General features: G+C 70.2%; 11 protein-coding genes. 4 read left to right on the top strand and 7 right to left on the bottom strand.

The genetic code is table 11. The features are described from left to right. Window positions 1–275 precede the first annotated feature (275 nt). Together speD and speE are read left to right on the top strand one after the other, a co-directional pair. On the top strand, window positions 276–686 hold the full coding sequence (speD, locus tag BLQ61_RS14765) for an adenosylmethionine decarboxylase (protein ID WP_091571972.1): 411 nt from the start codon (window positions 276–278) through the stop codon (window positions 684–686). Beyond that, a complete protein-coding gene (gene speE, locus BLQ61_RS14770) occupies window positions 683–1660 on the top strand; it encodes a polyamine aminopropyltransferase (protein ID WP_091571974.1) in 978 nt (325 codons plus the stop codon). Before speD ends, speE begins: the two co-directional genes overlap by 4 nt. A 1002-nt stretch (window positions 1661–2662) precedes the next feature. Here speE and lolD read toward each other — a convergent pair. Beyond that, entirely contained in the window at window positions 2663–3358 is a 696-nt protein-coding gene (lolD, locus tag BLQ61_RS14775; RefSeq protein WP_091571977.1) for a lipoprotein-releasing ABC transporter ATP-binding protein LolD, read from the bottom strand. After that, entirely contained in the window at window positions 3351–4604 is a 1254-nt protein-coding gene (locus tag BLQ61_RS14780) for a lipoprotein-releasing ABC transporter permease subunit (RefSeq protein ID WP_091571980.1), read from the bottom strand. The genes lolD and BLQ61_RS14780 overlap by 8 nt, the downstream gene beginning before the upstream one ends. A gap of 113 nt (window positions 4605–4717) precedes the next feature. Here BLQ61_RS14780 and BLQ61_RS14785 point away from each other — a divergent pair, with 113 nt between their 5' ends. Both BLQ61_RS14785 and recJ read left to right on the top strand, forming a co-directional pair. Beyond that, on the top strand, window positions 4718–5656 hold the full coding sequence (locus tag BLQ61_RS14785) for a phosphoglycerate mutase (RefSeq protein WP_091572081.1): 939 nt from the start codon (window positions 4718–4720) through the stop codon (window positions 5654–5656). Then, the gene (gene recJ, locus BLQ61_RS14790) at window positions 5653–7368 is read left to right on the top strand and encodes a single-stranded-DNA-specific exonuclease RecJ (RefSeq protein ID WP_091571982.1); all 1716 of its coding nucleotides are present in this window, start codon (window positions 5653–5655) and stop codon (window positions 7366–7368) included. The genes BLQ61_RS14785 and recJ overlap by 4 nt, the downstream gene beginning before the upstream one ends. A 98-nt stretch (window positions 7369–7466) precedes the next feature. On the opposite strand, the gene BLQ61_RS14795 is transcribed toward recJ, so the two are convergent. The 5 genes from BLQ61_RS14795 to BLQ61_RS14815 form a co-directional block, all read right to left on the bottom strand. After that, window positions 7467–8978 (bottom strand): tripartite tricarboxylate transporter permease, encoded by a 1512-nt coding sequence (locus tag BLQ61_RS14795; protein ID WP_091571985.1) that lies wholly within the window; start codon window positions 8976–8978, stop codon window positions 7467–7469. Window positions 8979–9011: 33 nt separating this feature from the next. Further along, complete coding sequence (locus BLQ61_RS14800) at window positions 9012–9500, bottom strand: tripartite tricarboxylate transporter TctB family protein (protein WP_091572083.1); 489 nt, start codon at window positions 9498–9500, stop codon at window positions 9012–9014. Between the two features lie 116 nt (window positions 9501–9616). Further along, the gene (gene tfpB, locus BLQ61_RS14805) at window positions 9617–11437 is read right to left on the bottom strand and encodes a type IV pilus assembly ATPase TfpB (RefSeq protein ID WP_091571987.1); all 1821 of its coding nucleotides are present in this window, start codon (window positions 11435–11437) and stop codon (window positions 9617–9619) included. A gap of 31 nt (window positions 11438–11468) precedes the next feature. Beyond that, entirely contained in the window at window positions 11469–12239 is a 771-nt protein-coding gene (locus BLQ61_RS14810; RefSeq protein WP_091571989.1) for a class I SAM-dependent methyltransferase, read from the bottom strand. Window positions 12240–12343: 104 nt separating this feature from the next. Then, window positions 12344–13183: a TatD family hydrolase gene (locus BLQ61_RS14815; protein ID WP_091571992.1), complete on the bottom strand. Its 840-nt coding sequence runs from the start codon at window positions 13181–13183 to the stop codon at window positions 12344–12346. Between the last annotated feature and the right edge of the window lie 153 nt (window positions 13184–13336).

Below are 13336 nucleotides of genomic sequence, written 5' to 3' on the forward strand. Positions count from 1 at the left end.
TCGCGGGTTTGCAAAAATGTCACGCTCGCCTTGCGAGCGGATTGCTGTCAGCGTTGCCAGGCGTCCTTTTCTAGGCGCACAGCAGGAAACCAAAGGCGCGGCAATGGCGATAGGGCGATTCATTCGGCCCTTCATCGACGTTTCCCACCCCCCCATTTCCTCGTGCGTGGACGCCCCAGCAGCGCGCCGGTCGGCGACCGCCGCGGGGGGACAACCCTTGTGGCCCAGCCGTTGTTTGCCACGCTCGCCTCTTGAGCGAAGAAAGGGTTTGCTCCATGAAGAACTACCAATCCGTCGTCCCGATCCGCCCGCCCGCGCCGCAGCGCCAGGCCACGGGGCTGCATTTGATCGGCGACCTGTACGGCTGCCTGTGCGACAGCCGCCTGATGCTGGACGCCGACCATCTGGAAAACTTCTGCAAGGAGCTGGTGGCGGCCGCGGGCCTGACCACCGTCGGATCGCTGTTCCACAGCTTCGGAGAGGGCGGCGGCGTGACCGGCGCCGTGGTGCTGGCCGAATCGCACTTGGCCATCCACACCTGGCCTGAGTCGGGCTACGTGACGCTGGACGTCTACGTCTGCAACTACACCGAGAACAACCGCCCCAAGGCGCAGAAACTGTTCGACGACCTGCAGGCCGCCTTCAACCCGGCCGACCCGCACCTGCACACCGTCGACCGCGCATGAGCGGCGCGACGCCCTCCCCAGCCGGCACGCCGGCCGCGGCGCCGCGCTACGTCGCCGAGCGCCTGAACGCCGACTTCGGCCTGTACCTGTCGGCCGGCGCGCCGCTGGCGCAGGCGCAATCCGAGTGGCAGCGCATCGAGATCTTCGAGAACCCGCAGTTCGGACGCGTGATGCGCATCGACGACGTATTCATGACCAGCGAGCGCGACGAATTCTTCTACCACGAGCCGATGGTGCACCTGCCGGCCATCGCCCACCCGGGGGTCAAGCGCGCCCTGGTGGTGGGCGGCGGCGACGGCGGCGCGGCGGAAGAACTGCTGAAACTGCCCGGCATCGAGCGCGTGGTGCTGGCCGAGCTGGACGGCGCGGTGGTCGAGATGGCGCGCCAGTGGCTGCCCGGCATCCACCGCGGCGCGCTGGACGATGCGCGCCTGCAACTGCGCCTGGGCGATGCGCGCGCCTTCCTGGCCGAGACCGACGAGCGCTTCGACCAGATCGTGCTGGACCTGACGGACCCGTTCGGCCCGGCGGTCGAGCTGTACACGGTGGAGTTCTACCAGTCGTGCCGGCGCGCCCTGAACCCGGGCGGCGTGCTGTCGCTGCACTTGGGCTCGCCGATCCACCTGCCCGAAACGCTGACGCGCATCGCCGCGTCGGTGCGGGCCGTGTTTCCGGTGTTCCGACCCTACCTGCAGTACGTGCCGCTGTACGGCGCGCTGTGGTGCATGGGCATGGCCTCGGACACGACCGATCCGGCGCGGCTGTCGGCGGGCGAGGTCGATGCGCGCATCGCCGCGCGCGGCATCGGCGATCTGCAGCTGTACAACGGCGCCATGCACCAAGCGCTGCTGGCGCAGCCGAATTTTCTGCGCGAGTTGCTGGCGCGGCCGGCGCGGGCGCTGCATACGGGCGATACGCTGGATGAGGTGCGCGATCCGGCGGAACTGCCGCCGATCCGGGTGATGGCGGGCTGAGCGGGCGGGCGTCTGCCTTGCTGCTGTGACGCAGTAGCAGGGCCGGCCTAGGTTTATGCCGCTTCTACTTTGATAGCTGCCGGGTATTTATTGATCGAGGCTCGGGCTGTTTTTATTGTTGGTTGTTGAGTTGACTGCGGGGGCCGGGACTCGCCCCGGCGGGCGACCTCCTTTTCTTGCTCGCACAAGAAAAGGAGGCAAAAGAAGTGCGCCCCCCGCAGGCTGCGTCCCCCACGCGCTGTCGCGCGTGGGGGCAACCTGTCTCGGGGCGCTGGCGGGGTGCGCTGCGGAACTCACTTCGCGCCTTCAAGCGCTTCGTTCAAACAACTGCGGCCAGTCAGATGACGAAGCATGGGCGCTGCGACGCCCATGCCCCCCCGCCAGCGCCCCGAGACAGGCGCGGCCTTTGAAGGGGGTGGTGGGGAGAGGGAACAGCCAAACAGCCGGGACAGCCGCACCGCGTGGTCTTCACTCCCTCTCCCGCAGGGCGGGAGAGGGCTGGGGTGAGGGTGGGAGGGCTGGTACAGGCGCAGCGCCCGAACCATCACCCCCTCACCCCTGCCCTCTCCCCCTGACGGGGGCGAGGGAGCAAGAGGGCCGCTGTCTGTCATCAGGCCGCGCGCAGCGCCGGCCTCTCCCCGCTCCCGCCTTCGCCCCTTTAAGGCTGCGCCTGGGGCGGGGCGCTGGCGGGGGGGCATGGGCGTCGCAGCGCCCATGCTTCGTCATCTGACTGGCCGCAGTTGTTTGAACGGAGCTGCGCAGCAGCGCAGTGAGTTCTGCGGCCCACCCCGCAAGCGTCCCGCCCCAGGTCTGCCCCTTCGCGCCAGCGAAGGGGTCGCAGCCGTGGGGCCGTGTTCTTTGCTTCCTTTCTTGCACGAGCAAGAAAGGAAGTCGCCCGCCGGGGCGAGTCCCGGCCCCCGCAGTCAAAACAAAATCAACACCAAAACCGAAAAAAACAGGAAAAACTGCCTCACGCCCCGATAAACAAAGGGCCGTTAGCTATCACCCCTGTAGCACCTCCCCCGACGCCAGCCGCACCACCCGATCACACCTCCCCGCCAGCTGCTCGTCATGCGTCACCATGACGAACGCCGTCCCCCGCTCCCGTGCCAGCCCCAGCATCAACGCGAACACCCCATCCGCCGTCCCCCGGTCCAGATTCCCCGTTGGCTCATCGGCCAGCACGCACGCCGGCTGGGTGACCAGCGCGCGCGCGATCGCCACGCGCTGGCGCTCGCCGCCCGACAGCTCGGCCGGGCGGTGCTGCACGCGCCCAGCCAGGCCCACGGCCTGCAGCATCTGCTGCGCCTGCGCCGCGCACTCGGCCGGCGCCAGGCGGCGGATGCGCAGCGGCATGGCCACGTTGTCCAGTGCGCTGAACTCGGGCAGCAGGTGGTGGAACTGGTAGATGAAGCCCAGGCGCTGGTTGCGCAGCCGGCCCTGCTCGGCGGGCGACAGCGCGCCCAGGTCCTGGCCCTGCAGCAGCACGCGGCCGCTGGTGGGCGCGTCCAGACCGCCCAGCAGGTGCAGCAATGTGCTCTTGCCCGAGCCCGAGGCGCCGACGATAGCCAGCGTCTCGCCGGCGCGCACGGACAGGTCCACGCCCTTGAGCACGGTCACGTCCAGCCGCCCCTCCTGGAAGCGCTTGGTCAGGCCGCCGGCCTGCAGCACCACATCGTGGGTCAGGGTCTCACTCATAGCGCAGGGCCTCCGCGGGATTGACGCGGCTGGCGCGCCAACTCGGGTACAGCGTGGCGACGAAGGCCAGCACCAGCGAGATCAGCGCGATCGGCATGATGTCGGCCGCCAGCGGCTCGCTGGGCATGCGGCTGATGAGGTAGATGTCGCGCGGCAGGAAGCTGGTGTGCAGTGCCCGCTCGATGGCCGGCACGATGACGTCGATGTTGAACGCCACCAGCAGCCCCAGCGCCAGCCCGCCCAGCGTGCCGATGACGCCGACCATGGCGCCCTGCACCACGAAGATGCCCATGATGCTCGCCGGGCTCGCGCCCAGGGTGCGCAGGATGGCGATGTCGGCGCGCTTGTCAGTCACCGTCATGACCAGCGTGGACACCAGGTTGAACGCCGCCACCGCGACGATCAGCGTGAGGATGATGAACATCATGCGTTTTTCCAGCTGCACCGCGGCGAACCAGGTCTTGTTCTGCTGCGTCCAGTCGCGGATCAGCAGCTGGCCCGACAGCGTGCCGGCCAGCTGGCGCGCGACCTCCGGGGCCTGGTGCAGGTCCTTGAGCTTCAGGCGCACGCCGGTCGGCCCCTCCAGGCGGAAGATGCGTTCGGCGTCCTGGTGGTGCAGCAGCACCAGGGCCGAGTCGTACTCGTAGTGGCCGCTGCTGAAGGTGCCGGCCACGGTCATCTGCTTCAGGCGCGGCACGATGCCGGCGGGGGTCACCTGGCCCGACGGGGCGATCAGGGTGACCGCGTCGCCGGCGCGCACGCCCAGCTGGTGCGCCAGGTCCACGCCCAGCACCACATGGAACTCGCCCGGCACCAGCGCCTTCAGGCCTTCGACGCTCTCGGCCGCCAGGTCGGTCACCTCGGCCTCGCGCGACGGGTCGATGCCGCGCACCAGCACGCCCTTCATGTCCTCGCCGCGCGCCAGCAGCGCCTGCGCGGCGACGAAGGGCGCGGCGCCGACCACGTTCGGGTTGGCGCGCGCCTCGGCCAGGGTGCGCTCCATGTCGGGCAGCGCCGCGCCGCCGGGCGCGAAGATCTCGATGTGCGAGACCACACTGAGCATGCGGTCGCGCACCTCTTTTTGAAAGCCGTTCATCACCGACAGCACGATGATCAGGGCCGCGACGCCCAGGGCGATGCCCAGCATGGACACACCCGAGATGAAGGAGATGAAGCCGTTGCGCCGGGTGGCGCGCCCTGCGCGGGTGTAGCGCCAGCCCAGGGCAAGTTCGTAGGGAATAGGCATGGATGGGGGCAACAGACGGCGCGCGGCGCGGGCCGAGGTGACGCCCGCCGCGCCGTGGGGACACGGCCACCGTGGCGGGCGGGCGCATTGTGGCATCCCGGACAATGGCGGCCATGCCAGACAACTCCCATTTGCTCATCGCGCTGGCCGCCAGCCCCTCGCCGGGCTGCCAGCCGGTGCTGGACGCGCTGCAGCTGCCGCACCTGGAGCGGCTGCTGGCGCGCCTGACCCCGGAGGCGCCGGACACAGGCAGCGACACCGATTTCTCCCCGCCGCACGAGCGCGCGCTGGCACGCCACCTGGGCCTGCCGGCATCGCCCCGCGGCACCACGCCCTGGGCGGCGTTCGCGCAGCAGGCCGCGCCCGGCGAGGCCTGGGCTTATGTCACGCCCTGCCAGTGGCATATCGGCGCCGACTCGGTCACCCTGGCCGACCCGGCGTTGCTGCAACTGACCGAGGCCGATGCGCGCGCGCTGCTGGATATCCTGGCGCCCTGGTTCGCGCAGGACGGTATCGCGCTGGAATACGACCAGCCCACGCGCTGGCGCGCGCGCGGCGATGCGCTGGCCGGCCTGGCCTGCGCATCGCTCGACCGGGTCGTGGGGCGCGACGTGCGCCCCTGGCTGCCGGACGCCGCCAGCGCGCGCTTGGTGCACCGGCTACACAGCGAGATGCAGATGCTGCTCTACACCCACCCTTTCAACGACGAGCGCGCCGCGCGCGGCCTGCCCGCCGTGAATGCCTTCTGGCTGCACGGCGCCGGCGCCCTGCCCGAGCGGCCCGCGCCGGTGGCGCCGCCGCAGCAGCCGGACGAGCTGCGCCAGGCGGCCCTGGCCGAGGACTGGGCCGCCTGGGGCGCAGCCTGGCGCGCGCTGGACGCCGGCCCGGTGGCGCAGCTGGCCGCGCCCGCCGCGGCGGGCGAAGCCGTGCGGCTCACGCTGTGCGGCGAGCGTTCGGCCCTCACCTGGCACAGCGCGCCGCGCGGCCTGTGGCAGCGCATGACCAGTCAATTCCGGCGCCAGCAACTGTCAACATTGGCCGAACAGCTATGAAAATAATAGAACGCGACATCCCGCCGCGCACCGCCTGGGCGCTGGAGCAGGCCGGTGTGCATCCCCTGCTGGCGCGCCTGTACGCTGCGCGCGGCGTGCGCAGCAAGGAAGAACTCGACGACGGCTTGGCGCACCTGCTGCGCCCGCAGCAGCTGCGCGGCGCGCAGCAGGCCGCCCAGGTGCTGGCCGATGCCATGGCGCAGGACCGGCGCCTGCTGGTCGTGGCCGACTACGACTGCGACGGCGCCACCGCCTGCGCCGTGGCGGTGCGCGGCCTGCGGTTGCTGGGCGCGTGCCACGTCGACTATCTGGTCCCCGACCGGGTGGTGGACGGCTACGGCCTCACCGCCCCGATCGCGCGGCGTGTGCACGCGCGCGGCGCCGACGTGCTGATCACCGTGGACAACGGCATCGCCAGCTGCGAGGGCGTGGCCGAGGCCCGCGCCCTGGGCCTGACGGTGGTCGTCACCGACCACCACCTGCCGGGCCCGCAGCTGCCCGAGGCCGACGCCATCGTCAACCCGAACCAGCCCGGCTGCACCTTCGAAAGCAAGTGCATGGCCGGCGTGGGCGTGATGTTCTATGTGCTGCTGGCGCTGCGCGCCGAGCTGCGCGCGCGCGGCGTGTTCGACGCGACCAGCCAGCCACGGCTGGAGCCGCTGCTGCCGCTGGTCGCACTGGGCACGGTGGCCGACGTGGTGAAGCTGGACGGCAACAACCGCCGCCTGGTGGCGCAGGGCCTGAAGCGCATCCGCACCGGGCAGATGCCGCCGGGCATTCGCGCGCTGTTCGACGCCGCCGGCCGGCGCCCGGACGTAGCCACCACCTTCGACTTCGGCTTCGCGCTGGGTCCGCGCATCAACGCCGCCGGGCGCCTGGCCGACATGACGCTGGGCATCGAGTGCCTACTGACCGAGGACGCCGGCCGCGCCGGCGAATTGGCGCGCCAGTTGGACGCCATCAACCGCGAGCGGCGCGAGCTGGAGGGCGGTATGCGCGAGCAGGCGCTGGCGCTGGCCGAGAGCCTGTTCGAGGACGGCGACACGCCGCCGCCGGCGATCAGCGTGTTCGATCCGGACTTCCACGAGGGCGTGGTCGGCATCGTCGCCTCGCGCCTGAAGGACCAGCATCACCGCCCGACCTTCGTCTTCGCGGCCAGCAGCGCGCCGGGCAAGCAGCACGAACTGAAGGGCTCGGGCCGGTCGATTCCCGGCTTTCACCTGCGCGACGCGCTGGACCTGGTCGCCAAGCGCCACCCGGGCGTGATCCTGAAATTCGGCGGCCACGCCATGGCCGCCGGCTGCACCGTAGCCGAAGAGCACTTCGACACTTTCGAGCAGGCCTTCGCCCAGGTGGCGCACGAGTGGCTGGACGCCGCCACGCTGACACGCCGGCTGGAAACCGACGGACCGCTGGCGCCCGAGTACTGCCGCGCCGAGCTGGTGGACACGCTGGCGCGCGAGGTCTGGGGCCAAGGCTTCGCGCCGCCCACTTTCAGCGAGCCGCTGACGGTGGTCAGCCAGCGCCTGGTGGGAGACGGTGGCAAGCACCTGTCCTTGAAACTGCTGCACCAGGGCCGCCCGGTGGACGCCATCTGGTTCGGCCGCACCGAGCCCCTGCAGGGCGAGCCGCTGCTGGCCTTCCGGCTGGACGTGAACGAATGGGGCGGGCAGCGGCGCGTGCAGTTCGTGGTCGAGGGCGCGGCGGACTGACCGGCCGCGCCTGCAGCCACCGCGCTGACACCCGCCAAAAAAAAGCGCCCCTCATGGGGCGCTTTCACAACCTGGCGCCGCTGTGGCGCCGCGGCGCGTCACTCCTCGACGAAAGCCTCCTCGCGTTTCTTGCTGACCGCAGGCAGCAGCACGATGATCAGCAGCAGCAGCGCCGCGACCAGCAGCCCCGCCGAGATCGGCCGCGTGGCCAGCACGCTCCAGTCGCCGCGCGACAGCAGCAGCGCGCGGCGCAGGTTCTCCTCCATCATCGGCCCCAGGATGAAGCCCAACAGCAGCGGCGCCGGCTCCATGCCCAGCTTGTAGAACAGGTAGCCGATAAAGCCGAAGGCGCCGACCAGCCACACGTCGAAGGTGTTGTTGTTGGTCGAGTACACGCCGATGGCGCAGAACAGCACGATGGACGGGAACAGCCAGCGGTAGGGCACCGTGAGCAGCTTGATCCAGATGCCGATCAGCGGCAGGTTCAGGATGATCAGCATCAGGTTGCCGATCCACATCGAGGCGATCAGGCCCCAGAACAGCTCGGGGTTGCTGGTCATGACCTGCGGGCCGGGCTGGATGTTGTGGATGGTCATGGCGCCGACCATCAGCGCCATCACGGCGTTGGGCGGGATGCCCAGAGTCAGCAGCGGGATGAACGAGGTCTGCGAACCCGCGTTGTTGGCCGACTCGGGCGCCGTCACGCCGCGGATGTTGCCCTGGCCGAACGGCACCTCGCCGGGCTTCAGCTTGGTCTTCTTCTCGATGGTGTAGGCCGCGAAGGCCGACAGCAGCGCGCCGCCACCCGGCAGGATGCCCAGCGCCGAGCCGAGCGCCGTGCCGCGCACCATGGCCGGGAACATGTGCTTGAAGTCCTCCTTGGTCGGCATCAGGCCGGTGACCTTGGCGGCGAACACCTCGCGCTCGTCCTCGGGGCGCGACAGGTTGGCGATGATCTCGCCGTAGCCGAACACGCCCATGGCGATGACCACGAAGTTCAGGCCGTCGGTCAGCTCGGGAATGTCGAAGCTGTAGCGCGCCACGCCCGAGTTCACGTCGGTGCCCACCAGGCCCAGCAGCAGGCCCAGCACGATCATGCCCACGGCCTTCAGCAGCGAGCCCGAGGCCAGCACCACGGCACCGATCAGGCCCAGCACCATCAGCGAGAAGTACTCGGCCGGGCCGAACTTGAAGGCCACCTCGGTCAGCGGCGGCGCGAACGCGGCCAGGATGATGGTGCCCACGCAGCCGGCAAAGAACGAGCCGATGCCCGCCGCCGCCAGCGCCGGCCCGGCCCGGCCCTTGCGCGCCATCTGGTAGCCGTCGATCACCGTGACCACCGAGGACGATTCGCCCGGCAGGTTCACCAGGATGGCGGTGGTCGAGCCGCCGTATTGCGCGCCGTAGTAGATGCCGGCCAGCATGATCAGCGCTGCCACCGGTGGCAGCGCGTAGGTGGCGGGCAGCAGCATGGCGATGGTGGCCACGGGGCCGACGCCGGGCAACACGCCGATCAGCGTGCCCAGCAGGCAGCCGACAAAGCAGTAGATCAGGTTCTGGAACGTGAAGGCCACGCCAAAACCCGTCGAGAGGTGTTCGAACAATTCCATGGTGGGACTCGGGTATCGGGTTGTCGGGCGGCTTCAGCCGGCGATGAAGCTGGGCCACACGGGGAACTGCAGCTTCAGCGCCCAGACGAAGGCGAAGTAGCTGCCGGCGGCCAGCACCGTGGCCAGCACCAGCACCTCCTTGAACTTGAACTGGTCGCCCGCCAGGCTGGCCACGAAGGTCAGGCCGTAGATGGCGACGATCAGGCCCATGGCCGGCACGCCGAAGCTGGGCAGCCCGGCCAGCAGCACACCGAACAGCAGGTTGGCGCCGATGATGAAGAAGATCTGCTTCCAGGCCCACTTGCCGACCGGGTCGCCGTCCACGGTCGGCACCACGGTGGCCTTGACCATGATCACGCCGCCGATCAGGGCCAGCAGGATGCCCAGCATCAGCGGAAAGTAGCCCGGCCCCATGCGGGCGCCGCTGCCGACGGTGTAGCTGGTGGCCCCCCACGCGAAGCCCACACCCACCGCTGAATACAGCAGGCCGGCGAAGAAGTCCTTTTGACTCTTGATGTGCACGAATGTCTCCACGATCCAGTTGACCTGGCGGATTGTGGAAGCCATGGCGGGTCCGGTGGATGTGGGTTCCACCTAGCATTGGCTGCTCGTTTTCCCCGATAGGGCCGGGGCGGCCGTCACTCCAGCGGTGGCGTGGCGGCGACGATTTCGTCCAGCGTGGTCAGGCCTTCGGCGGCGCGCAGGGCGCCGGCCAGGCGCAGCGGGCGCATGCCGTCGCGCGCCGCCTGGCGCCGCAGCGCGTCCAGCGACGGGCTGGCGTGGATCTCGCCCTTGAGCGCCTCGGTGACGGTGAGCAGCTCGTACAGCCCCATGCGGCCGCGAAAGCCGGTCATGCGGCAATCGACGCAGCCCACCGGCTTGTAGGCGCGATAGCCGGACACCTTCCAGGGCCGGATCAGCTCGGCCAGCGCCTGCGGGTCGGCCTGCTCGTCGCGCGCGCGGCACTGGCGGCACAGCGTACGCACCAGGCGCTGCGCCAGCACGCCCAGCAGCGTGGCGTTGATCAGGTACGGCGGCACGCCGAGTTCCATCAGCCGCGTGACGGCGCTGGGCGCGTCGTTGGTGTGCAGCGTGGAGAACACCAGGTGCCCGGTCAGCGCCGCCTGCACCGCCATGTCGGCGGTGCGCAGGTCGCGGATCTCGCCGACCATGATGATGTCTGGGTCCTGGCGCATCAGCGCGCGCAGGCCCTCGGTGAAGTCGAAGTCCAGCTGCGGCTGCACCTGCGTCTGGTTGAAGGCAGGCTCGATCATCTCGATCGGGTCTTCCACCGTGCTGACGTTCACTTCCTCGGTGGCCACGCGCTTGAGCGTGGAGTACAGCGTCGTGGTCTTGCCCGAGCCCGTGGGCCCGGTCACCAGGATGATGCCGTGCGGGCGCTTGACCAGCTGCTCCCAGCGCGCCGCGTCGTGCGGCGTGAAGCCCAGGGCGTCCAGGTCCTTGACGGCGTTGTCCGGGTCGAAGATGCGCATGACCATCTTCTCGCCGAACGCCGTGGGCAGCGTGGACAGGCGCATCTCGACCTCGTCGCCGCGCGGGTTGCGCGTCTTGATGCGCCCGTCCTGCGGACGGCGGCGCTCGACCACGTCCATGCGCCCGAGCAGCTTGACGCGCGCCACCATGGCGTTGAGCACGCCCATCGGCATCTGATACACCGGGTGCAGCACGCCGTCGATGCGAAAGCGGATCACGCCCTGCTCGCGCCGCGGCTCCAGGTGGATGTCGCTGGCGCGCTGGTCGAAGGCGTACTGCCACAGCCAGTCGACGACGCGGATCACGCCCTGGTCGTTGGCGTCCAGCTGCTTGCCGGCGCGGCCCAGCTCGACCAACTGCTCGAAGCTGCTGCCGGCCGCGCCGCCGCCGGTCTTGCTGGCAGCGCGCACCGAACGCGCCAGCGCATAGAACTCAGCCGTGTAGCGCGTGATGTCCTGCGGGTTGGCCACGACGCGGCGCACGCTGCGCCGTACCTGGCGCTCGACCTCGCCGACCCAATCGTCGATGAACGGTTCGGCGGTGGCCACCACCACCTCCTGCGGCGTGACCTGCACCGGCAGCACCTTGTGGCGCTCGGCGTAGCCGGCACTCATGGCATCGGCCACGCGGCCCACGTCCACCTTGAGCGGGTCGATGCGCAGGTACGGCAGGCCGGCACGGCCGGCGACGTATTCGGTCAGCAGCTCCACGTCCAGCGGCTTGCCGTCGGCGGCGCGCTGCATGGCCACCGCACCCAGGCGCACCAGCGGGTGCTGGCGGCTTTCGGCGTGCTGGCAGCGGGCGATGGTGCGCTGCGCTTCCTCGGCGGTGATCACGCCGTCCTCGCGCAGCCAGTCCACGACCTGGCGCCAGTGCAGCGGGCCGATGGCGGGCAGCGGCCGCGGCGGGGCGCCTGGTGCGGGCGGCGCCGTGGTCAGGCTGTCGGGAGCGGGCGCGATGGTCATGGCGGTGCCTGGGGTGAAAGGGGCGGCGCGCTCAGGGCCGCGGCGCCACCGGCTTGAACACGCGCAGCCATTTCGTTGCCGGCAGGTCCCAGCGCGCCTGCACGGCCTCCGCGCGCGCCATCAACTCGGCGCGCTTCGGAGCCGTCGGCGTGCGCTGCGCCAGCACCACGGTGTTGCCCTCGCGCGTGGGCTTGAAGGCCCACAACGCCTGTTCGCCGAAGGCCGCAGACAGGCTGGCCAGACTGCGCTCGTAGCTGCTGGCGCGGCCGAACAAATTCACTGTCAGACAGCCATCGTCGGTCAACAGCCGGCGGCAGTCGTCGTAGAAGTCGGCGTTGTCCAGTACCGGCGCGGCGGCCTCGTGGTCATACAGGTCCACCGCCAGGAAGTCCACCGTGCCGGCCAGCTCCGGGCGGCGGATCTGCTCGGCCGCATCGCCCAGCACCACCGTCAGGCGCGGCCCGTCGGGCGGCAGCTTGAACCAGGCGCGGCACACCGCCAGCACCTGCGGGTTCAGCTCGATCACGCTGGTGTGCATGCGCAGCACCTTGTGGCAGAACTTGGTGATCGCCCCGGCGCCCAGGCCCAGCTGCAGCGCGCGGCGCTTGGACACGCTCTCGGGCGGCACGAACAGCAGCCAGGCCAGCATGCGCTGCACGTATTCCAGCTCGATGGCGTAGGGCTCGTCCACGCGCATCGAGCCCTGGATCCACGGCGTGCCCAGGTGCAGGTGGCGCACCTCGCCATCCTCGGAGATGCTGACTTCGGGCAGTTCGATGCTGGCGGATTTCTTGCGGGTCACGAGAGGCAGGAAAAGTGAGAGTGGAGATGGCCAGGTTGCTATTTTTTTTATAGCTGCAGGCCCTTGTTTCATATGGGCCAGAGGCCTGAAACACCATGAACCTATTATGACAGCAGCCCCTGCAGCCGCGGCAGCGCCGCGCAGGCATTGGCGCGGCTGGCTTCGGCCAGCTCATCGGCTGCCATGCCGCGCAGCTCGGCGATCACCGCGCCGATGCGCGGCAGCTCGGCCGGGCTGTTGCGCGCCGGCGGCACGCCCGCGGCGCGCTCGGCGGCCGTCACGTACAGCCAGTGCGGCGGGATGTCGGGCGCGTCGGTCTCCAGCACCAGCGCCTCCAGGGGCAGCACCTGCGCCAGATGCCGGATGCGGTGCGCGCGCTCGAACGTCGCCGCGCCGCCGAAACCCAGCTTGAAACCCATCTCCACCAGGATGCGCGCCTGCTGCTCGCTGCCGTTGAAGGCGTGGGCGATGCCCCCGCGCACCGGCAGCTCGCGCAGGCCCTTGAGCACCTGGTCGACCGCGTGGCGCGAGTGCACGATCACCGGCAGATCGTGCTGGCGCGCCAGGCGCAGCTGCGCGCGCCACAGCTGTTGCTGGCGCTCCCAGTCCAGCTCCTTGACGAAGCCGTCCAGACCGATCTCGCCGATCGCCACCAGGTGCGGGTCGCCGGCGTGCTGCGCCAGCGCGTGCTCCAGCGCCGCCAGGTCGTCCTCGCCTGCGTCCTCGGTGAACAGCGGGTGGATGCCCAGCGCGTAGCTGTCCCCATGGTGCTGCGCCAGCTCGCGCACGGCAGCGAAATTGGCCTGCTCCACCGCGGGCAGCACGCAGTGCGCCACGCCGGCCTGCGCGGCGCGCCGTCGCTCGGCGTCGGCATGCGCGGCGCCGCCGTGGTGGATGAATTCGTCCAGGTGGCAATGGGTGTCGATCCAGGCGGCATGGGTCATCGGCCCATCATGCCAGCGCGCTTGCGGCAGGCGTGTAGGTTGCGGCAGCCAGCGTGCTGGCCGGCACCTTTCCCGCCACGGCAGTGCCATCTCTCACTGGCCAGGGCACTCCTGGAAGCGCAAACTGTCGGCATCTGCAGCGCCACTGCAGCC

The organism is Oryzisolibacter propanilivorax (assembly GCF_900103645.1).
GTDB lineage: Bacteria > Pseudomonadota > Gammaproteobacteria > Burkholderiales > Burkholderiaceae_C > Melaminivora > Melaminivora propanilivorax.